This window comes from Dysgonomonas gadei ATCC BAA-286 (assembly GCF_000213555.1).
Lineage (GTDB): Bacteria > Bacteroidota > Bacteroidia > Bacteroidales > Dysgonomonadaceae > Dysgonomonas > Dysgonomonas gadei.
This window is the reverse complement of the sequence record NZ_GL891985.1, coordinates 244,908-267,048: the sequence shown is the minus strand read 5'-3', so window position 1 is coordinate 267,048 and position 22,141 is coordinate 244,908. Positions and strand designations below refer to the sequence as shown.

Below are 22,141 nucleotides of genomic sequence, written 5' to 3'. Positions count from 1 at the left end.
TTTTTCTTTTTAGCTTGTAGGGGCAAATAAATATTTGCCCATCGATTGTTTCGGGCGAATATTTATTCGCCCCTACTTATTTTTCTTTTAGAAAAGAAAATATAGACACACAAGCTGAGGATACTGAGTAAGGTTATTATCCAGCTCAGTTTCTGGATTGTTGTTCCCCCGTAATACACTTTTATGTCGCCTGATTTATTTACAGGTATTTGTACCAGCCCGTTGTCACTTTCGCTTACAGAGATGTTTTCACCGTTCAGTTTCGCCGTGTATCCTTTGTAGTATATCAGGGGTAATTCCAGATTATCTGTACGGTTTGTTTCAGTATGGAAAGTTATTACGGCTTTATCTCTTTTCAGATTAGAAATATTGCTGTGACCGCTCTTTACAGAATCACTCCTTTCAATAAGGTATTCTATCGATGGAACCTTTACAGGCAGGTACTCCAAGCCGATAAGGTGATAACGGTTCTCCGGTAATGCTTCTCTTTTTATATCTTCGGTAATCCTTGTGTCATGATACAGTTTCGCATCATTCATCAGGACAAACAAAGTACAGATAACGACTAATCCACCGGCTATCAATCTACGCGGATTCGATTTCAGAAGCAACGCCAGATAATAGCCACCCGCAACAGCAAAGAAATACGATGCAAATTCGTATAGCCGCCATGGTATCTGAATTATGCCCAGCTTATTAAAAGGGAACATAGACCACGGAAACCAATAGGAGGACATGCACACATATACAAGCCCGATAATTACGCCTGTATCTACACTCTTTAAGCGTGCGGATTTTCCGGATACAAATAACCGTAATAAAATACCACATGTCAGTAATAAGCCGATGGCCGGGGTGAACGTCCGCAAAGGGTATATAATACCCATAAATAAGCCTGAAATAATGGCTGAAGTTCCTAATAGTGAGTCCTCCATCGACATCAGCGGGTTCATTTCATAATAGAAAGAGTTTGAATTCAGCTGTTCTATCATCGGAAATAATGCATAGCTGATTACCGGTATAGTAACAATACCCGCTATGATCAGATATTTAATCCGTTTCGGCTCTTTGAGAATAGACTTGTAATATATCAATACTAATATTACTACAGTTATGAACATAAGCAGGGTAGACAGGGCATGATTGAAAAATAGCAGGCTGAAAGCAATGGTAAGGATATACCATTTTTTATAATCGCCTTCTATAATTTCATAGATACCCAATATAGCCAGAGGTACGAATGTGAAAGAGATAGCCTCTCCCAATGCTCCCCGGTGAAATACATCGAGCAGGCGATACAGGGCGAATGTATATAAAACGGCTGATATAGCTGCTGCATACGAACTTTTATAAATACGATTGACCGCGATATATGTAAATACCCCGCACAATACCGTCATTGTAAATATTGTGAAATGGTAAGCGAAATCCAGATTTGTCAGATTTCCTATTATTGCAAATGGGATAAGTACAAAATCGGGATAAAAGCCTTTGGTGAAATAGCCGTAACCTTCAATAGCCGTATAGTCTGTATAGATAAGGAACGGACTTTCTTTTATACCATCCATAAGTGCCTGCAACCTTCTGAAGTGAAAATAAGAATCGTGACCCGGGATGAACGGAAGATAGAAATATACCATAGCCAGTGATAAGAGTATCAGTACAAAAAAGAATATCCAAAAGTGGCTTTTCTTTTTTGCAGCTATTTTATCGGGTATATCTCTTAGAAGATTCATTTATTGTCCGTGTTAATTCCTTTTGTCGGTTTTCGCCTTTGCAAAAATATATAAATACAGGTTGCGAAGATACCTGCAAGTGTTATAAAATAACTTATTTTCTGAATCGGCGTGCCTCCATAGTAAACAGTTATATGTCCGGGTTCATCAACGGTGATTTGCACCAACCCGTTTTTGCTCTCGGCAATATTCCTGCTTTTGGCAGCAATATCTAGCTGTTGATTATTCAATTTACCTGTATAGCCTTTGTAATATATTAACGGAAGTTCTAATGTTTCAACGCCTGTCATGTCTATATCAAAAGACGTGATACCGTTTTTTCTTTCGAAATTTGTAATGTTTGTCCTTTCATAAAGAGCGCTGATACTATCCCTACGCTGATATAAATATTCAATCGAAGGTACTGCCGAAGGAATATATTCCAATCCGCCCAGATGGTAGTCATTATTGAATGCAGCTACTTGGGTAATAGGACGACCGCAGCGATACATTTCATACGATTTGGCATCGTTAGTCATAATCAATACTAAAAGTATAACAACCGTAAATGCTGTTGCAAGTTTTCGTTTGCTCGATTTTAGTATCAGTGATAAATAATATCCTCCGGCAACTGCAAAAAAGAAACTTGTGAATTCGAAGAGCCGCCACGCCATCTGTATAAAGTTCAGCTTATTGAACGGGAAAACAGACCACGGGAACAATGGGGAAGAGGCTACAATATATACCAATCCGATGATAACCCCTATATCGGCACTTCGTAATTCAGGTGATTTCTTATAAACGAACAACCGTAGCGCGGCAGCACCTGTAAGCAGAAATCCTACTCCCGGAATAAAGGCTTGTGCAGGTGTAACAATTCCTGTAAACATGCCCCAGATAATCCAATGGAACGGCAGTGCCGAGTCCTGCGTTTTGGCCATTAGTTCGCGACTTTCGTAATAGAATGTAGTGGTTATTGCCTGTTCCAGCATCGGAAAAAGATAATAGGCTGTGATTATCAAGGCCGTGATGCCTGCCACTACGAGGTATAGAAATCGTTTTGGTTCTTTTACCAGCGGTTTATAATAGATGATAAGAAATATAAGCATGGTGAAGAACATCAGCACGGAAGATATCAGGTGAGTGAAAATCATCAGGCTGAAGCCTATTGCCAGAATATACCATTTTTTATAATCTCCTTTGATAATGTGATAAAGCCCAAGGAAGACAATCGGGATAAATGTGAATGTAAGCGTTTCGCCCAGCGCCGCCCGGTGATACAAATCCAGTAAGCGGTATACGCAGAAGGTATATAGCAAAGCTGCTATTGCGGCGGCAAACGAGTTCTTATAAATAGAAATTACAGCAATATATGTAAATACGCCACACAGTACCGTCATTGTAAATACCATAAACTGATAAGCAAATTCAAGGTTTGTCAGATTGCCGATAAACGCGAAAGGAATAAGCACAAAGTCGGGATAGAATGCTTTTGTGAAATACCCGTATCCATCGATGGCATTATAGTCAAGATAGATAAGCATAGGGCTTGTTTTCATTCCATCCATTAAGGCCTGTAACCGTCTGTAATGAAAGAAAAAATCCTGCCCCGGGCAAAGCGGCTGGTATAGATACATCATCACCGCCGAAAGAAACAATAGTAAAGCAAAGAACAACCAGAAGTGGCTTTTCTTATTTGTTGCTATCTTATCGGGGATGCGGCTGAACCAGTCCATTTTTCTTTTTTCTGTTTAGTAAAGTTATATAAACACACAAAGATAATATACTTATCAGAGATATGTATATACTTATTCTTTGAATCGTTGTTCCTCCATACCAGGTTCTTACTTCTCCCGATTCATTTACAGGTATATTTACAAAGGCCATGTGACCTTGCATCACATGCAACTCTTCCCCGTTGAGGGTAGCTGTGTACCCGAGGTAATAAAGTAGAGGCAGTGTCAGGGTATCCGGTTTATTTAACGATACATTAAATACGACTGTATTATATTCGCGCCTCAGATTGCTGATTATAGTACTTTCGTCCTTTCCTTCTACTTTCTCTCCTCTGGTGTGGGAATAATGAATGTCTTCCAATGCAGACGGCAAATATTCGCGTCCGATGAGCCTATATCCGTTTTCGTATGTCGGTTCTAATGCTAAAGTTCTTACATCGGCCGGCAAATCCTTCGATGAATCATGAGATTTATAGTTCTCACTTTGCACATATATCGTTGCCATTGTTACAAGAATAATTATTACAGAAGCTATCAACCGCTGCTTATTCTTTATAATTACCAAAGATAAATAATAGGCTCCGGCTATGGCAAAGAAATAAGATACAAATTCATATAGCCGCCACGGATATTGTATAAAAGAGAGTAAGCTGAACGGAAACCGTCCCCAGGGAAAAATACGAGAAATGGCTATGATAAAGCATATTCCGATTATTACGCCAATATCCACACTTTTCAGCTTATCATCTTTTTTTCTTTTAATGAAAAAGCGAAAAAACAGAAGCAGTGTAAGCACAATGCCAACCCCCGTCCACAGTTCTTTTTCCGGATAGGCTATTCCACTAATAAATCCCCATAATATATAGTCAAACCCTACCTTTCCATATCCTGCTCCCCCTCCCGGACTATGCGTATTCAGATAGAAGGAATCGGACGACAATTGTTCCAGCATCGGGAAAGTATAGTAAGATGTGATAGCGATAGTTGCTACACCCGCTAAAATAAGATAGAGAAGGCGTTTAGGCTCTTTTATTAATGATTTGGAATAGATTATCAGCAGGATAAACAGTGTGACAAACATCAGCACCGATGCAATGGCATGCGTATATATAAGCAGGCTGTAGCCGATAGCAAGCACGTACCACTTCCTGTAATCTCCTTTTATGATATAGTAAACTCCGAGGAATACGATGGGCAGGAATGTAAAAGACAAGGCTTCGGCCAGCGCCCCCCGTTGATAAAAATCGTACAGGCGGTAAACGGCAAAGGTATAGAGTATAGCTGCGATGGCTGCTGCATATGAACTTTTGTAAATGACATTGACTGTGTGATACATAAATACGCCGCACAGGATGGTCATAGTAAACACCATCAGATCGTAAGCGAAATACACACTTGTAAAAGTGCCTATAAGGGCAAAGGGAACCATGATGATATCGGAATAGAATCCTTTGGTGAAATAACCATATCCGTCCACATTGCCGAAATCGACATAAAACGAAGGGTAAACTTCATGTTCTAATGCGTCAATCAATGTGTACAACCGTCTGTAATGAAAACTGAAATCGAAACCGGAATAGGAAGACGACGAACCGAAGCAAAACATCATGAACAATGTGAGAAAAACCAAAACCGCAAAGAATATGCAATATTGGCTTTTCTTATTCGATTGTATTTCCCTCAATAGGTTATCGATATTCATGCATCAGACACTATTTGTAATTAATGCGCCTCCAGCCAGTTTTTCCCTTTTCCACAATCAGCTTTCAATGGAACGACCAGCTTATAGGCATTTTCCATTTCCTCTATCACTATCTTCTGCACTTTATCCAGTTCATTGCTTTCCACATTGAAGTTCAATTCGTCATGTACTTGCAGGATCATTTTCGATTTGATATTTTCCCGTTCAAAACGGTCGAATATACGATTCATCGCCACTTTGATAATATCGGCGGCACTTCCTTGTATTGGCGCATTTATCGCGTTTCGTTCGGCATATCCGCGCACGGTAGTATTCCGCGAATTGATGTCCGGCAGATAGCGTTTACGGCCGAAAACAGTTTCCACATAATTATTGGTACGGGCTACGGATATACTCTTATCCATATATTCCTTTACCTTCGGATAAGTGGCAAAATAGCCGTCTATCAATTCTTTGGCCTCTCCGCGAGGGATAGATAAGCGTTCCGCTAATCCGAAAACCGATATGCCATAAATGATACCGAAGTTTGCAGTCTTAGCCTTACGGCGCATATCGCCTGTTACTTCACTGATCGGGATCTTATATATTTTGGCAGCAGTAGCGGCGTGAATATCCTCTCCGCTGTTGAACGCATCGATCATTGTAGGGTCCTGGCTCAGGTGTGCCATTATGCGGAGTTCAATCTGTGAATAGTCGGCCGAGAAGAAGATACACGCCTCATCTGCAATGAATGCCTTGCGTATTTCTTTCCCCTGCGCGTCGCGGATCGGTATATTTTGCAGATTCGGATTGCTCGAACTTAACCGCCCTGTTGCAGTTACCGTTTGGTTATAAGATGTATGCAGTTTATCATCGAGCGGACTTACAAGCAGAGGCAATGCATCGATATAGGTGCTCAACAATTTTTTCAGTCCACGGTATTCGAGGATCTTACCTACAATGGAATGAGCATCTTTCATGCTTTCCAGTGTTTCTTCACTGGTCACATACTGGCCTGTTTTGGTTTTTTTCGGTTTCTCTACAATCTTGAGTTTATCGAAAAGAACTTCACCTACCTGCTTAGCAGAATTGATATTGAACTCCTGTTCAGCAGCTTTATATATTTCCGATTCTATCCCTTGCAACTCTAGTGTCAGCGTTTTTGAATATTCGGCTAACGCCGTTTTATCGAGGCGTACACCGGTATATTCCATATCGGCAAGCACATAGATCAATGGTAATTCTATATCATATAGCAATTTACCTAAATCCTGTTTTTCTATAGCCTTTTCAAGTATTGCTTTAAGCTTCAGTGTAATATCGGCATCCTCGCAGGCATAGTCCTTTATCTGGTCGGGACGCAGGCTCCGCATATTGAGCTGGTTTTTACCCCTCGATCCTATAAGTTCGTCGATATGGATGGTTTTATATTTCAGATAAGTCTCTGCCATATAATCCATATTATGACGCAACTCCGGATTGATGAGGTAGTGTGCAATCATGGTATCGAAGAGCCTGCCCCGCACATGGATGCCATACTTCTTCAATACAATGATGTCGTATTTTATATTCTGTCCTATTTTCTCTGTTTCCCCATTCTCGAAAAACGGCCTGAATTGCTCTACAATGGCTTTGGCCTTTTCAAAATCCGCAGGTACAGGCACATAGTAGGCTTCTCCTTCCCTGAAAGCGAATGACATACCCACCAGTTCGCTCACATTCGGATCAAGTCCTGTGGTTTCCGTATCGAAGCAACAAGATTGTTGTGAGGCTATTGTTTTTGCTAAATTGGCGATTTCATCGTCTTTTTCTACTAAATGATAAGTATGTGGGATATCCTTCAGTTCCTGCAATCCTGAATAGTTGACTGTATCCGCCGACTCGGCTTTTGGTGGCAGTAATTCCGCGAATAGATCGCCTTGTATAGCTTCGTGCGTGGTTGTTATCCGTACAGGATTTGCCGGAGTGCCGTCTTTTTTCAATACACGGTTTATAAGTGTTCTGAACTCCAGTTCTTCAAACAAGTTAGAGAGCTTCTCAGCGTTGATTTCCTGACGTTTAAACTCATTCTTATTGAATTCGATAGGAACATCCGTTTTGATGGTTGCCAGGAATTTAGAGAAAATAATTTGTTCTTTGTTTTCTTCCAATCTTAACTTCAGTGTGCCTTTCAGATCGGCTGTATGCTCGAGCAGATTTTCAATGGTACCATATTCCTCCAGTAATTTCTGCGCGGTTTTTGGCCCCACACCCGGACATCCGGGTATGTTATCGGAGGCATCGCCCATTAGCCCGAGTAGATCTATCATCTGTCCGGGAGATGACAGTTCATACTTTTCCATGATTGCCTTGGCATCGAGCGTGTCAAATCCTGTTCCTGCAAACTTCGGCTTATACATGAATATATGGTCGCTGGTTAGCTGCCCGTAATCTTTGTCGGGGGTCATCATATACACATCGAAGTTTTCCTTCTCGGCTTTCTTTGCGATTGTACCGATTACATCATCCGCCTCATAGCGGGCGACTTCCAGTTCCTTGATATTATAAGCGGCTATAATTTCCTTAATAAGAGGTACTGCTGCTCGTATATCTTCGGGTGTTTCCTGTCGTTGAGCTTTGTAGAGTTCGTAGGCATCGTGCCGGAAGGTACCGCCGGGCGGGTCGAATGCAACGGCTATATGCGTCGGGTTTTCCTTACGAAGCAATTCTTCCAGTGTATTCACAAATCCGAATACCGCGGATGTATTCTGCCCTTTCGAGTTTACTCTGGGACTTTTGATAAAAGCATAATATGAACGGTATATTAATGCGTAAGCGTCTAATAGAAATAATTTCATCGGGATAAATTAAAAATTGGTGACAAGTTACGGAAAAAGCAGCGAATTACAAAAGGGAAATTTTTGTTCGGAGGGTATAACGGATGAAATTATTAGAAGAGATTTTTGACATTGTCTGACTAAGTATTCTGTAAAAGAAATATGTACTCTCTTACTCCTTCCTTAAATATAAATAACATGCTAAGAAACAAAACGTCGGACCTTATTGTTACCTTTGCACACAGATTCGAATACGACTAATGGATAATAGATATTATAAAGAATTTGGAACTCTTCTGTCCAAACATTTCCCTTTTAAAGTTCAGAAAATCTCGATTAATGCGGGGTTTACATGCCCAAACCGTGATGGCTCGAAAGCTGTAGGCGGGTGCACATACTGCAACAATCAGAGTTTTAGTCCCGGATATGGAGGAAAACAGCGTAGCGTAAGCGACCAGTTGAGGGATGGCATCGCTTTCTTCTCCTACAAGTATCCCGAAATGAAATACCTTGCTTATTTTCAGTCCTACACAAATACATATGACAGTATCGATAAGCTGATTTCGTTATATGAGGAAGCCCTTTCATATTCCGGCGTCGTGGGGCTGATAATAGGTACCCGCCCCGATTGTATGCCTGACGAATTACTCGATTATTTCGCAGAACTGAATAAGCGAACATTCCTTGTAATAGAATATGGATTGGAGTCGACACTCGATTCTACTCTCGAATTTATCAACCGCGGGCATACGCATGCCGAAAGTGTGGACGCTATCCATAAAACAGCCGCGAAAGGTATTTATACAGGTGCCCATCTCATATTGGGACTGCCCAACGAGAGTCGAGATCAGATATTGGCACACGCCGATGAAGTATCTAAACTTCCCCTGACTACGCTAAAATTACATCAGTTACAGCTGATAAAGGGAACGGTTATGGCAAAGCAATATCGTGAGTATCCCGAATGGTTCAACCTGTTTGATGTAGATGATTATATCGACTTAATCATTGATTTTTCGGAAAGGCTAAATCCTGATTTTATTATCGAGCGTTTTATTTCGCAGTCACCTAAACAGCTACTTATCGCTCCCGATTGGGGCTTGAAAAATTTCGAATTCACCGCTAAAGTTCTGAAGAGATTTGCAGAAAGGGAGACATGGCAGGGACGGCTTTTTTATAAATGATCTTATTTAAGTACTTCCGGTCTTATATCTTCCTGCGATATAGAAGGCTTGTTATCTTTTTTACCTGTGAAGAAGTTTTTTACTTTAGAGAAGAAACCGGTAACTTTTTTCGCAAAATTCTGTTTTTTCTGGGATACACCGACGGATTCCACAACGGCAGGTTGCAATATCTGCCAGAAATAATTAAATGTTGAATGATATGGGTCTCTTTCTATATAGAGATAGGGTTCACGTGGTTTTGAACTCTCTTTGTTCGGATTGTTTGACCGCAGGAATGCATTTGCTATATTAGTGACAAATTTATTTGAAGACTCCGGGTCATCGCCTTTCAGTATATTTATCCTTAAATCATTGTAGAGGAATTTCATCCCTACAGATGCATTCATGCTTGATGCTTCTGTCCTGAAAGTCAAATCTTTGAGTATCCCACTCGTTATTTCCGCTTTAGCCAATGGGGTTATAATCCGGTTCAGGTCACGTAAATCGAAGCGATGCAAATGTGCATCCAAAACAAAGCAGTCATAATCGGGGCTGACAGACATATCCCATTTTGCAGTAAAATAACCTGTCCCCATAAGGTTGCCGTTTGCATTGAGATGCATGTATTGCTGAGGATGTAAGGCTATGTTGGTCAGTCCGTCTATACGGGCGTTCATCCCCATGAATGAAATTTGCCCCGGTACAGTTCCATTCTTAGGCAATTCTTCATATATAACAGAGAAATTGGAAACATCGGTCGTATCTATAGATATCCGGAACGGAAGATCATATAATTTTGTATAAATAAGAGGTTGGAGTTTAGGCGGTGTATATATCTTTTTATTTTTCAAATTCTGAAGCATAACGTCTTTTACTACAAGTTGCTTAGCTTCCAGTATATTATCTGAGAAATAGCGTTGGTAATCGACGCCCGAAAGGCTGATATTCCCTGTGGTGACATCGAACCAATCCATGTGTGTCGGATGCTTATAAGCAAAGTCCATTTTGGGGTAAGCAGATGTCATTTTTATACCCGAAAGAGCCAAACTCGCATTTCTCTTGTTTATATCTATCTCTCCTATATCAATTGTATAGAAGCCATCCATAATCGGGAAGTGCAGGTTATTAGTATTAAAGCGGATATCTTCCATGTCTACTTTCCGGGCATCGGCATCGATGAAGAATCCCGACAGGACAAGATTAGTCGTATTTACTGTTTGTTGGTTTTGTTGCTTTCCATCCGGAGAATGCTCGTAGTTTATATGTGCGTCTGCCAGATTGAATTTCTTAATTGATAATTTATTTATATACGGGCGCAATGAAGAATACAGGTCGGTATCCGAAGATTCTTTTTTCTGTACCGGAATACTATCGCCGGAATTACTCTTTCTTATATCCAGAGTCGGTTTTGTTATGTTGACAGAAGCCATGTCCAGGAATGATTTTCCAGTCAGGTGATTCCAATCAATACCGGATAAATTAAAATCCTCCAATTCGGCTTTGAAATTGATTTCCGGCTTTTGGATATTAAATGCTCCATTGGAGAGGGTGAACGTTCCTATAGTTACTTTTTTTCCAAAGATTTTTAATAATTCGTCTATATCCCCGCGATTACCTTTCGTTTGCAGATTGTTCTCTGAGGGAGGACCTATCTGTTTCGCAATATAGTCTACTTTGGGAGACTCTAGAACAAACTTATCTATTCTGAAATCCTTGTTTAAATCCCATTGTAACGAATGTAGCTGTAAAGCCTGTAATGTTGTTTGCAGGCTATCGCGGGATACCCGGTTGATATAAGATACTTGCACATTCTTTAGGTCTATATTATCGGCAACCAGACTTTTTATAACAGAAGTTGTTTTATAGGAAGAAGTTTCATTATCCTTATTTATCGCTGAGTTGGCGGTTTTAATGATTTGTATCCGCGGCGAATTAATTTCAAGGGATTTTATCTTCGCTTTTTCTTTATTCAGATAGCTGTCGTTGTCGAACCCTTTCACCCTTATCAGTGGGATATCGATATCGTAATAAGTTGCCGGAGCTTTATCCCATGTATTTTCCTGAGGGATCAGTTTTACATCCCGCAATAGTAACAGTCCCGTTAAGGTCGAAATATTGGTATCCTTTATCTTTAATCTGTAATGCTTTCCCGGCAGAATGTTGTCGAAATCTTTAAATGAAAGTCCGATATCGTCGCAGGTGAATAAGTATTTTTCTGTCTTTCGGGTCCCTTCATCAATCAGGAATTTTACCGCATAGAAATTCAGTTTCTGCAAGCGGAAATTATCTTTAGAGCCTAAGTCATGTATAATAATATTCGCATTTGTCAGATTTATGTTTTTCACAGATAAATAGTTTGCATAAGGATTGAATATATCCAAAGCGTCATCGGATATTTCTATTTCGTCTTTTTTCGATGAATCCGGCTTATTCTTCTTTTTTACTTTGAAATACCTGATATTGGGCGATTCTATTTTAAGCCTCTCTGCCGAAACGCCTGTGTCGTAATTCAGACTGTCGATTTGAATTGATTTTATATTACCCGAAAAATAATCTTTTCGCGCATTTACGGTTGATATCGGATTAACTCTTATATCAGAGATATTGAAGTGTTTACTTTCTGTGTTGAGCGTTAGGGCAGCTATATTTACATTTGAATTATTGCTGGCAATGAGTCCCTTTATATTGGTTGCCTCCATGGCAAAATTATCGACATACCAGAATCTTTTTTGCTTTTCAGATAAGGAATCGATAACGAAATTCTTTGCGTGGAAATCAAATTGCTCTAAAGAATATTTGTCAGACCTGCCGTCTTGAGTAAACGTATAGTGGAACTTGGTTTTTTCAATACCGATTTTTCCAATGGATACACTTTGGAGAATCGGTGATGTAATACTGTACAGGGACCATGTCTGATCATTGTTCACATTATTTTGCTTCAAAGAATCTCCATCCTGAGCGTTAGATTTATCTTTCACACTATAATATTGAATATCGGTGGAAGAAATATCGAAAGAGTCGGCATTCAGATAATTCAAAGCGTTTTCCCGTTTAAATTTAACTCCTTTAATAAATACTGATTTTATAGTCGCATCCAGATACGCGCCGGCTTTCTCCGTCCTGCCCGCCCAGAAGTCATCGGTCGGATGCAGGTGCACGCCTTCTATCTGTACCAGTTCGTCAATTGTACTCAACTTAATGTTTCTTGTATTCAGGATAAGCTGGTTGCTGTATAATAATTGCTGAGGTTTGTCTGCCGTAAATTCAAAGTTATCACAATAGAGTAATTTCCCCGATGAATACGAATCCTTATCCAGCCTGAATCCGTAGGCGTTGAAGTTTGCATCGCTAAGTGCGTATTGAACCGGAGAAATAGAGTCTTCGACGATATAATAGATATTAGCGCTCCCCAGATTTATTTGCTTCACGGTCAGGACATCTATATATGTCGAGATCATCTGGTATAATGTTTCCCGCTCTTTATTTTGTTGCCCATCTAATGATGATTTCAGAGAAGAATGTAATTGTGGTTGAAAGACTTTTATATCAGGAGATTTAAGTTCGAACAGGCTAAAATCCAGATTCTTATAATTCCTGCGCCATGTAAGGTTTATTCCTTTGAAGTGAATCTTATCTATTTTTACTTTGTAGTAGAGGTCGGGTAGACTGTCTCCGTTTTTCCATTTTTCGAAAACGACCGAGTCGGGAATGAGTTCAACCCCATTGATTATCAGTTCCCCGCTAAAGAATCCGACAGAAAGGTGATCGTATGAAAAACTGTAGAAGCCATTTGTCGCTTTCGAAACTTCTTCCCTGAATTTTTGCCTCAGGCTGTCTTCCAACTGATAGGTCAGATACCAGTTAAGGCCAAATCCGCCTGCAATGAGTAATGCAAGTGTGATAAGTATGATCCTTAGTCTCTTCTTCCCTTTTTTAGTCATTAAACAATGTCGTTTTGTTTAGTTATCTTATTATCAACAAATACAGGGAGGATTTGTTTTCCGGTTATCAGCCGGATAAAAGAGTTTAGAGGAAGGTTTCGTCTATAATATCGGAAGCGACGTCTTTTTTCGATTTCAAGCCAAAGTCTTTTCGTTCTCCGTTACGGTTGAGTATTGCTATTTTGTTTGTATCGTATTTGAATCCTGCCCCTGCATCATTTAAAGAGTTAAGTACGATGAAATCGAGGTTTTTCTTCACAATCTTTTTCAGTGCATTGTTCTCCTCATCATTCGTCTCCAAAGCAAACCCGACAAGAAGCTGGTTTGCCTTTTTCATTTTACCCAGTGATGCCGCGATATCTTTGTTCGGTACAAGTGAGATATTAAGTATATCACCGCTCCTCTTTACTTTTTCCGCATACTGCTCTTCGGGCCGGAAATCGGCAACAGCCGCGCATAATATAGCCGCATCCATTGCAGGAAAAGCCTTTACGGAAGCATTATACATTTCTTCCGCAGATTCTACATCTATACGTGTAATGTTAGGGTGATTTACCTTTAGTGATACAGGGCCTGCAATTAAGGTAACTTCAGCTCCCCGGCCTGCGCATTCTTCGGCAAGGGCAAAACCCATCTTTCCCGATGAATAGTTGCCGATAAAGCGAACCGGGTCTATCCGTTCATAAGTGGGTCCGGCTGTTATCAGTATTTTTTTTTTTGAAAGGGTTTCCTGCTTCGTAAAGAAATCCTCGACAGCCGCAAGAATTTTTTCCGGTTCTTCCATTCTTCCCTTGCCTATCAGATGGCTTGCGAGTTCTCCGGAAGCAGGTTCGATAATAATGTTTCCGTACGAGCGCAGTATTTCGAGGTTGCGGGATGTTGCGGGATGGGCAAACATATCCAAGTCCATGGCGGGCGCAATCATCACAGGCGCTTTCATCGACATATATGTAGTAATGAGCATATTGTCGGCTACTCCATTCGCCATTTTACCCAAGGTGGAGGCTGTTGCAGGAGCAATAAGCATGAGGTCTGCCCATTGGCCGAGATCGACATGGCTGTGCCAGGTACCGTCGTTAGCGGTAAAAAATTCGCTGACGACAGGTTTTCCTGTAAGTGCCGACAATGTGACGGGAGTAATAAACTCTTTCCCGGACGGGGTAATTACGATCTGCACTTCCGCGCCGGCCTTAATCAAAAGACGGGCCAGTGATGCTGCTTTGTATGCCGCGATGCTGCCTGTAATACCTAATACGATATGTTTATCTTTCAGTGTCATATTTCCGATACATTTTGAGAGCAAAGATACGGTTAATAGAAATATGAGTGTTCAAATGGATATAAAATTTATTTAAATCTTAGAGTCACCGGCCTACTTATTACTTTTGTCGCTTCAATAAAAATAGCTGATTACGATTAAATAATATCGCATGAAATATTTCTTTAATGTATTTAACGTATCAAATGTCTATGTTTTAGGGTGTCAAACTATACTTTTCTAATTCTTTTACATACTTTTGCCTAGCAAAAATTTAAAACAATCACTTAATCAAGCAAAAAATGACCGAAATACTAAGACAAAAACTAAGCGACTCGAAGGCAGCCCGATTTGCCGTTCTGGGTGTTGTAGCGCTAACCATGTTTTGCGGCTACTTCATAACAGATGTTATGGCTCCGTTGAAACCTTTACTGGAAAGTGAATTTGGATGGCAAAGTTCCGATTACGGATTTTTTACCAGTGCTTATGGCTGGTTCAATGTATTTCTTCTTATGCTTATTTTTGGAGGGATTATTCTCGATAAAATGGGTGTTCGTTTTACAGGCTTAGGTGCATGTATTCTGATGGTTGCAGGATGCTCGTTGAAATATTACTCCGTTGCTTACGGCTCTACTTTCGAGGGAACTCTTTTAGGTGTAAACTCACAGGTTATGCTCGCCAGTATCGGATTCGCTATTTTTGGTATGGGTGTTGAAATTGCCGGCATTACAGTAACGAAAGTTATTGTAAGATGGTTTAAAGGACATGAAATGGCTCTGGCTATGGGGTTGCAAGTCTCGGTTGCCCGTATTGGTACAACACTGGCTTTGTCGGCTGCATTTCCAATGGCAAAATACTTTGGTAATATCTCTGCTCCTATATTATTCGGATTGGTTTTGCTTTGCGTAGGGCTGATTTCTTATCTTGTGTTCTGTGTTATGGATAAGAAACTTGATAAATCTCTCACTGAGACAAATGAAGAGCCGTCAGAACCATTTAAAGTATCGGATATTCTCTTCATCGTCAAAAATAAAGGTTTCTGGTTGATTGCCTTTTTATGTGTATTGTTCTATTCAGCTGTATTTCCATTTTTGAAATATGCAGTGGATTTAATGATTAATAAATATAATGTAGAACCTGAATTTGCTGGTAATATTCCAGCAATACTTCCTTTCGGAGCAATACTTCTTACTCCGCTTTTTGGTGGGATATATGATAAAAAAGGTAAGGGTGCTACTATTATGATTATCGGGGCATTATTATTGATTGTGGTGCATTCTTTATTTGCTGCTCCCATCCTTAATGTATGGTGGTTTGCTACGGCCCTGATGGTGCTTCTGGGAATTGGTTTTTCTTTGGTTCCTTCGGCGATGTGGCCTTCTGTACCGAAAATTATCCCTGAAAATAAATTAGGAACAGCGTATGCTCTTATTTTCTGGGTTCAGAACTGGGGGTTGATGGGTGTTCCGTATGTGATAGGCATTGTGTTGGAAAAATATTGCATTACAGGTCAGCGTATAGTTGATGGAAAAACAGTAAATCTGTATGACTACACTCTCCCCATGATTATCTTCACCTGTTTTGGCGTACTCGCCCTCATAGTCGCTTTCCTGCTGAAACGCGAGGACAAGAAAAAAGGTTATGGGCTGGAATTACCAAACATAAAAAAATAAAACTGAAAATCCGGTTCCTCAAAACAACCGGATTTTTTATTTTACCGATTTTAAATAGATATACTTTATATAAATGACTCCCGAAATAGAAACAACTCCAAAAGGACATCCCAATGGACTATACCTGATCTTCGCCACCGAGATGTGGGAACGGTTCAGCTATTATGGAATGAGGGCTCTCTTTGTACTGTATATGACAAAGGCGCTGCTCTTCGATAAGGCGTATGGCGCGCAGATATACGGCAGCTATACAGGCCTTGTGTACCTCACTCCGCTGATTGGCGGATACATCGCCGATCGCTATTGGGGGAACCGCCGCTCCATCATTGCAGGTGCTTTGCTCATGGCAATGGGACAATTCCTTATGTTTCTTTCCGGCTGTTATTTCGAGAATGTGGAGTTGGCTACCACGCTGATGTTTTCGGGGTTGGGATTCCTTATATTCGGCAATGGCTTCTTCAAGCCTAATATTTCTACCATGGTGGGGCAATTGTACAAGCCGGAAGATAAACGGAAGGACTCAGCCTATACGATCTTCTATATGGGAGTGAATACCGGATCGTTCTTTGCCCCTATTGTTTGTGGTGTCTTGGGAGATACAGGACATCCGGCCGACTTTAAGTGGGGGTTTCTTGCCGCCTGCATCGGTATGTTGCTCGGTGTTGTTGTTTTTATCCTCTTAAAAGATAAATACCTCCGAACTCCGGAGGGAGAGGCGATAGGTATCATTCCTAATAGCCGGGACACACGGCGGATGGAAGCAGAGAAGAAACCCGAAGGGGACACTCCGGCTGTAGCAAAGAATAAATCAACGATCAAACTGGCCGTTATATGGAGCGCTGTCTGGATTGGCTTATTCATTTTGCTTTATATCGTGTTGAGGACTGATATCATAGGGTCTATTATATTTTCTCTCGCTATTGCGGCGCCCGGATATGTAATATCGGACCCGTCACTGACTAAAATAGAGAGGTCGCGTATCTGGGTAATTTATATTATCGCTTTTTTCGTGATATTCTTCTGGTCGGCATTCGAACAGGCCGGGGCATCGTTGACCTATTTTGCAGAAGAACAAACCGACAGGTATGTGGGGTTGTTTGACTGGACTATACCGACATCTTATTTCCAGTCGGTAAATGCTGTTGCCATTATCATCTTCGCACCTGTCTTTGTCGCCATCTGGACAAAGCTGAGCAAAAAAGGAAAAGAGCCTGCCTCCCCTTATAAACAATCGATAGGTTTATTCCTGCTGGCAATCGGTTACCTGATCATCGCTTTTGGCGTGAAAGGCCTTGCGCCGGGTATAAAAGTAAGCATGCTCTGGCTGATAAGCCTTTACACCATACATACATTCGGTGAACTCTGTTTATCCCCGATAGGATTGTCGATGGTGAATAAACTGGCTCCAATACGGTTTGCCTCTCTGCTGATGGCAATCTGGTATATGAGTACATCGGCTGCCAATAAATTTTCGGGCACATTGAGCAGCTATTATCCAGAGCCGCTTATCGAACTGGCAGCAGTGCAATCGGTGGAAAAAGAAAATACCTTAACTTTGTTACCCGAAGAGTTTGAGAAGGATATTACCGAAAAAGACGGGGCAAAAGTCATTCCTTTCGACCGGATAATGTTCTATAAAGTAGAGGATAAAACCTTGAAAGCTGAAATACAAAATTCACTGGAGAAACAACAGTTGGAGAATCCGAAAGTATTTATGGGATACAGAATCTCCAATCTCTATGATTTCTTTATGCTCTTCGTATTTATGGCCGGGGCAGCGTCTGTGATTCTGTTCTTTTTGTCAAAGCGTTTGATGAAAATGATGCATGGGATAAAATGACGATTCGGTTAACAAGAGATTGAAAAATTACATTTTATTCAGTTAACTTGCAGCTAAAAGGATGAGAAAAATAGCTTTTGAACCAATAGCCAACGAAAAATCGCGAATATTGATTCTGGGGACGATGCCCAGCGAAGAGTCTTTGCGTAAACAGGAACGTTACGGACATAAAAGCAACCAGTTTTGGAAGATTATTTTCACTTTATTTGACAAGCCGTTGCCGGACAGCTATGCAGAAAAAAATGCTTTGCTTGAAGAGAATAATATCGCTATCTGGGATGTTCTTGAATCATGCGAAGGAACAGGAAGCCTCGATAGCAGTATTAAGAATGAAAAGCCGAACGATTTCAAAAAGTTTTTCAGAAAATATCCTCAGATCAAACACATCTTTTTTACAAGCAAGAAGGCTGAAGAATTTTATAGAAGATATGTCGGCTTCGATGAAAACAGGATATTTATTACACTGCCTTCTCCCAGCCCCGCCAATGCACGGATGACACTTGCCGAAAAGATTGAAAAGTGGCAGGTTTTTATTGATGCCGTAAAGGCTCATCGTACATGACAAAAATATCATTTTCTGTTTGTACTCTTTATATTCACAACTTTGTGCGAGCAGGGGTATCTCCCGTTCGGGATATTCGATATTCAACAACTGTTAAAATTTTGCATGAATAGAAATCCCGTTTATCTATACCATAAAAAACATTATGGCAAAGTATGGAGCAGAATTAACAGAAAAAATTGTAAGCCTGATAGAAGACGAGTTTTTCACAGTATCGCAGGTATGTAAGGCAACAGGCATCAGCCGTCAGACTTTTTACTACTGGATGGATACAAAAGAGGAATTTCGCCGGGAGATAGAAGAGGCGATGGCACACCGCGAAGCTGAAATGATAACAATGGTGCAGGCTTCACTGAAAAAGAAACTCGAAGGCTATTATACAACAGTAGAAAAGGATATTTATGTTCCTGATGAATATACCGGGGAAGTTGTCTTTAAACAAAAGACGATTACGAAGAAAGAATGCCCTCCCGACCTGAAAGCAATAAAGATGTTGCTGGAAAGGCAGGATAAGAAGGATAGCCCCTCCCGGCCTCCCCAAGGGAAGGAGAAATTCGCCGGAGGATACATAATTAAAGATGAACCCGAAACTTTAGAGGAAAAAGAAGAATCGGCAGAAGAAATATTAGAAACCTGTGTTGAATCTATTACAGATTTCCCTCCGAAAAAGGAGTATATAGAAAGGAGTATGAAAAAGCTGACTTCTTCGCAAAAAAGAAAAGCCGAATACAAAAAGAAGAAAAATATGACAACCGAAAAGATTAAGAAAAGTGTCAGATTTGTCAGATTTTAACATTCTCTTATGGATTAGTTGTCACGACTTTTAAGTAATGGATAATACTTTCTTTTATTTGTTAATGCCAATTAGTAGAGACAGTATATTGTAGTATAAAATTGTTCTATTTTTTCTAACGCGCCAGCCGGCTTGTTTTTCTTAACTTTTTCTTGATAAAAAGTTACAAAAATCAAGGCTGCATCCCTTTGGCGACCCAAAACCGCAACTCCGGTGGGGCAAAATAATACGGAATTATCCATAGCCGGATTATCAGTCGTGTATAGCATCTACCCTATTTTGCCCTACACCTCCGCTTTACGGATTGGGTACCCCGCCTGCGGGACGAGGCCGTTACCGCGATGCGGCGACAGGACAGTGTATCTTCATGCTTTAGCCCCACGTGCGTCAGCCCTTGCGCATTAGTGACGCAGGCGGGGTACCCAATCCGTTGCAGGCGGCGTAGAATCAAACGGGGCGATAGCCCGTGTGTTTGATTCAGCCAACAAAACGGTTTTGGGTCGCCGAGGAGCGAAGCGCTAGCCTTTTGGTTCGTTTTGGGCAATGCCAAAATGAACATTTAAGCGGAACGAAGTGCAGCAAAAAATAATAGAACGTTAAAACCCAACTACTGATTGGAATTAATAATTAGCTTTTTATTCTCTCTGTAAGTTCCTTGGGGATTGAGGGGGTGTTCATTACTTCAAAGAACTAAAAGCTATCTATACACAGATAAACCTTTATGGAAAAAATACCCGTATTGCAGCTATAATATTTTTAGGATTACAGAAAAAATCATATTATCTTTGTAGCCTCAAAAATAACTATTCTCAACAAATTCTCAATAGAAGGAGATCTTTATATGACGGAGCCTTTGAAGCATGAATGCGGTATCGTAATGATACGCTTGCTAAAGCCGCTTGACTACTATCAAAAGAAGTACGGTACATGGCAGTATGGATTGAATAAATTATACCTGCTGATGGAAAAACAGCACAACCGTGGACAAGAAGGTGCGGGGCTTGCTGTAGTAAAATTAGACTCACCTCCGGGTAGCGAGTTTATATTCAGGGAAAGAGCCACAGGTTCGGGCGCCATATCGGAAATCTTCTCTAATGTATACAAGAATTATGAAAAAACATCCAGGGAAAAATTAAGTGATCCTGCATATGCCAGCCAATATCTGCCATTTGCAGGTGAATTATTTTTAGGACATCTGCGTTACAGTACAACCGGCAAGAGTGGCATCTCATATGTACATCCATTTCTGCGTCGCAGCAACTGGCGGTCGAGGAACCTTGCGCTAGCGGGAAACTTCAATATGACCAATGTTGATGAGCTGTTCGAAGCGCTGGTAGCTGAAGGGCAACACCCGCGTGATTACGCCGACACCTTCGTTCTTCTCGAATCTCTGGGGCATCATCTCGACAGGGAAGTGCAGTTCCAATATGACAAATTCGGTAAAGACCGCAAAGTAAAAGGAGAAGACCTGAACGACCTGATAGAAAAGAATCTCGATATACATTTCATGCTCAACAAAGCCAGTGAAAACTGGGACGGAGGATATACCATCGGCGGAATTATCGGTTGTGGCGACGGATTTGTATACAGAGACCCTTCCGGTATACGTCCGGCTTTCTACTACCATGATGATGAGATTGTAGTGGTAGCATCGGAGCGTCCCGTAATTCAGACGGCGCTTAATCTCGATGTGGCCGAGGTAAAAGAACTTGACCCGGGACAGGCGATCATAGTTAAAAAGAGTGGGCAGGTATTGTTTTCACAAATACAGGAACCACGAAATGTATCTCCTTGTTCGTTCGAACGGATTTATTTTTCCCGGGGTTCGGATGCCGATATATACAACGAACGCAAAGATCTGGGAAAGCTACTTCTGCCACCTATCCTGAAAGCGATAGATAACGATATACAACATACGGTGTTCTCATTCATACCCAATACGGCTGAAGTTGCATTTTTCGGAATGACAGAGGCTCTTAACAAGCATATGAATGATGTAAAGCTAAAGAAAATTACAGAGAAAGGTTCATCCATTTCCGAAGAAGAACTGCAAAGGATATTATCTATGCGGGTGCGTACCGAAAAGGTCGTTATCAAAGACATCAAGTTACGGACTTTTATCGCACAGGACGGCAGCCGCGATGATCTGGCGGCACACGTCTATGATATAACATACGATTCGGTCCGCCCATATGAAGATAACCTGGTAGTGATAGATGATAGTATAGTGCGGGGAACAACCCTCAAACAAAGTATCATAAAAATACTCGACCGCCTGCACCCTAAAAAGATAGTTATCGTATCCTCATCTCCACAGATCCGGTATCCGGACTGCTATGGTATAGATATGTCGCGTATGAGTGAATTCGCAGCATTCAGAGCTGCTATCGAATTACTGAAAGAGAGAGGAATGCAATCGGTTATAGACGATGTATACCGTAAATCTCTTGCGCAAAAGAACAAGCCGAAAGAAGAGATAGTGAATTATGTAAAAGAAATTTACGCGCCATTCTCTAATGAGGAAATATCGACCAAAATGGCCGAAATGCTTACGCCAAAGGGAACACAGGCTAAGATAGAAATTGTGTTCCAGACCATTGAAGATCTTCACAAGGCTAGCCCGAATCACAAGGGGGATTGGTATTTTTCGGGAAATTACCCCACTCCGGGTGGCAACAGGATGGTGAATACAGCATTCCTGAACTATATAGAAGGAATAGACAAAAGGTCGTATTGACTTTTATAAGACGATATTTTACAAAGACCGGGATTGAAGAGTTTATAACCTTTAGCCCCGGTCTTTTATATAAATTTATCATTTGACGAATATAATGGATGATACTAAACTATCAGAATACAGGCCATTAAACTTTCTTTATGATTATTTTTTCCTCTTTCATGCAATTATTTTCCTCCTGATCTATCTTATTGTAAACAAAGCAGATGTGTGATATACTGCAGAA

At 40.8% G+C, this 22,141-nt stretch carries 13 protein-coding genes; 6 read left to right on the top strand and 7 right to left on the bottom strand.

The features are described 5' to 3' along the window. Window positions 1–62: 62 nt before the first annotated feature. The 4 genes from HMPREF9455_RS13730 to polA are packed head-to-tail and all read right to left on the bottom strand — an operon-like array spanning window position 63 to window position 7,969. Window positions 63–1,736 (bottom strand): hypothetical protein, encoded by a 1,674-nt coding sequence (locus HMPREF9455_RS13730; protein ID WP_006800315.1) that lies wholly within the window; start codon window positions 1,734–1,736, stop codon window positions 63–65. Beyond that, the gene (locus HMPREF9455_RS13725) at window positions 1,733–3,451 is read right to left on the bottom strand and encodes a glycosyltransferase family protein (protein WP_006800314.1); all 1,719 of its coding nucleotides are present in this window, start codon (window positions 3,449–3,451) and stop codon (window positions 1,733–1,735) included. The genes HMPREF9455_RS13730 and HMPREF9455_RS13725 overlap by 4 nt, the downstream gene beginning before the upstream one ends. Next, a complete protein-coding gene (locus tag HMPREF9455_RS13720; protein ID WP_006800313.1) occupies window positions 3,423–5,153 on the bottom strand; it encodes a hypothetical protein in 1,731 nt (576 codons plus the stop codon). Before HMPREF9455_RS13720 ends, HMPREF9455_RS13725 begins: the two co-directional genes overlap by 29 nt. A 20-nt stretch (window positions 5,154–5,173) precedes the next feature. Beyond that, window positions 5,174–7,969 (bottom strand): DNA polymerase I, encoded by a 2,796-nt coding sequence (gene polA, locus HMPREF9455_RS13715; RefSeq protein WP_006800312.1) that lies wholly within the window; start codon window positions 7,967–7,969, stop codon window positions 5,174–5,176. A 239-nt stretch (window positions 7,970–8,208) separates the two neighbouring features. On the opposite strand from polA, the gene mnmL reads away from it, so the two are divergent. Further along, complete coding sequence (gene mnmL, locus HMPREF9455_RS13710; protein ID WP_006800311.1) at window positions 8,209–9,132, top strand: tRNA modification radical SAM protein MnmL/YtqA; 924 nt, start codon at window positions 8,209–8,211, stop codon at window positions 9,130–9,132. A gap of 2 nt (window positions 9,133–9,134) precedes the next feature. Here the strand turns inward: mnmL and HMPREF9455_RS13705 are convergent, their stop codons facing one another. Both HMPREF9455_RS13705 and coaBC read right to left on the bottom strand, forming a co-directional pair. After that, window positions 9,135–13,052: a hypothetical protein gene (locus tag HMPREF9455_RS13705; protein WP_006800310.1), complete on the bottom strand. Its 3,918-nt coding sequence runs from the start codon at window positions 13,050–13,052 to the stop codon at window positions 9,135–9,137. 85 nt (window positions 13,053–13,137) lie between these two features. Then, the gene (gene coaBC, locus HMPREF9455_RS13700) at window positions 13,138–14,331 is read right to left on the bottom strand and encodes a bifunctional phosphopantothenoylcysteine decarboxylase/phosphopantothenate--cysteine ligase CoaBC (protein ID WP_006800309.1); all 1,194 of its coding nucleotides are present in this window, start codon (window positions 14,329–14,331) and stop codon (window positions 13,138–13,140) included. Window positions 14,332–14,612: 281 nt separating this feature from the next. Here coaBC and HMPREF9455_RS13695 point away from each other — a divergent pair, with 281 nt between their 5' ends. The 4 genes from HMPREF9455_RS13695 to HMPREF9455_RS20760 all read left to right on the top strand — a co-directional run bounded on the left by HMPREF9455_RS13695 (window position 14,613) and on the right by HMPREF9455_RS20760 (window position 19,178). Continuing rightward, the gene (locus tag HMPREF9455_RS13695) at window positions 14,613–15,983 is read left to right on the top strand and encodes an MFS transporter (protein WP_006800308.1); all 1,371 of its coding nucleotides are present in this window, start codon (window positions 14,613–14,615) and stop codon (window positions 15,981–15,983) included. A 73-nt stretch (window positions 15,984–16,056) separates the two neighbouring features. Further along, window positions 16,057–17,823, top strand: coding sequence for a peptide MFS transporter (locus HMPREF9455_RS13690; protein WP_006800307.1), 1,767 nt, complete (start codon window positions 16,057–16,059; stop codon window positions 17,821–17,823). A 61-nt stretch (window positions 17,824–17,884) separates the two neighbouring features. Next, a complete protein-coding gene (locus tag HMPREF9455_RS13685; protein ID WP_006800306.1) occupies window positions 17,885–18,385 on the top strand; it encodes a DNA-deoxyinosine glycosylase in 501 nt (166 codons plus the stop codon). Between the two features lie 145 nt (window positions 18,386–18,530). After that, complete coding sequence (locus HMPREF9455_RS20760; RefSeq protein WP_006800305.1) at window positions 18,531–19,178, top strand: helix-turn-helix domain-containing protein; 648 nt, start codon at window positions 18,531–18,533, stop codon at window positions 19,176–19,178. 71 nt (window positions 19,179–19,249) lie between these two features. Here HMPREF9455_RS20760 and HMPREF9455_RS21405 read toward each other — a convergent pair whose 3' ends face one another. Further along, complete coding sequence (locus tag HMPREF9455_RS21405; RefSeq protein ID WP_157256602.1) at window positions 19,250–19,420, bottom strand: hypothetical protein; 171 nt, start codon at window positions 19,418–19,420, stop codon at window positions 19,250–19,252. Window positions 19,421–20,019: 599 nt separating this feature from the next. Between HMPREF9455_RS21405 and HMPREF9455_RS13675 the strand changes: the two genes are divergently transcribed. Continuing rightward, window positions 20,020–21,915, top strand: coding sequence for an amidophosphoribosyltransferase (locus HMPREF9455_RS13675; RefSeq protein ID WP_006800304.1), 1,896 nt, complete (start codon window positions 20,020–20,022; stop codon window positions 21,913–21,915). Window positions 21,916–22,141: the final 226 nt, after the last annotated feature.

Bases quoted from the DNA above. Each gene is read 5' to 3' on its own strand.
- HMPREF9455_RS13730 (WP_006800315.1), bottom strand. From the start codon at position 1,736: ATGAATCTTCTAAGAGATATACCCGATAAAATAGCTGCAAAAAAGAAA.
- HMPREF9455_RS13725 (WP_006800314.1), bottom strand. From the start codon at position 3,451: ATGGACTGGTTCAGCCGCATCCCCGATAAGATAGCAACAAATAAGAAA.
- HMPREF9455_RS13720 (WP_006800313.1), bottom strand. From the start codon at position 5,153: ATGAATATCGATAACCTATTGAGGGAAATACAATCGAATAAGAAAAGC.
- polA (WP_006800312.1), bottom strand. From the start codon at position 7,969: ATGAAATTATTTCTATTAGACGCTTACGCATTAATATACCGTTCATAT.
- mnmL (WP_006800311.1), top strand. From the start codon at position 8,209: ATGGATAATAGATATTATAAAGAATTTGGAACTCTTCTGTCCAAACAT.
- HMPREF9455_RS13705 (WP_006800310.1), bottom strand. From the start codon at position 13,052: ATGACTAAAAAAGGGAAGAAGAGACTAAGGATCATACTTATCACACTT.
- coaBC (WP_006800309.1), bottom strand. From the start codon at position 14,331: ATGACACTGAAAGATAAACATATCGTATTAGGTATTACAGGCAGCATC.
- HMPREF9455_RS13695 (WP_006800308.1), top strand. From the start codon at position 14,613: ATGACCGAAATACTAAGACAAAAACTAAGCGACTCGAAGGCAGCCCGA.
- HMPREF9455_RS13690 (WP_006800307.1), top strand. From the start codon at position 16,057: ATGACTCCCGAAATAGAAACAACTCCAAAAGGACATCCCAATGGACTA.
- HMPREF9455_RS13685 (WP_006800306.1), top strand. From the start codon at position 17,885: ATGAGAAAAATAGCTTTTGAACCAATAGCCAACGAAAAATCGCGAATA.
- HMPREF9455_RS20760 (WP_006800305.1), top strand. From the start codon at position 18,531: ATGGCAAAGTATGGAGCAGAATTAACAGAAAAAATTGTAAGCCTGATA.
- HMPREF9455_RS21405 (WP_157256602.1), bottom strand. From the start codon at position 19,420: ATGGATAATTCCGTATTATTTTGCCCCACCGGAGTTGCGGTTTTGGGT.
- HMPREF9455_RS13675 (WP_006800304.1), top strand. From the start codon at position 20,020: ATGACGGAGCCTTTGAAGCATGAATGCGGTATCGTAATGATACGCTTG.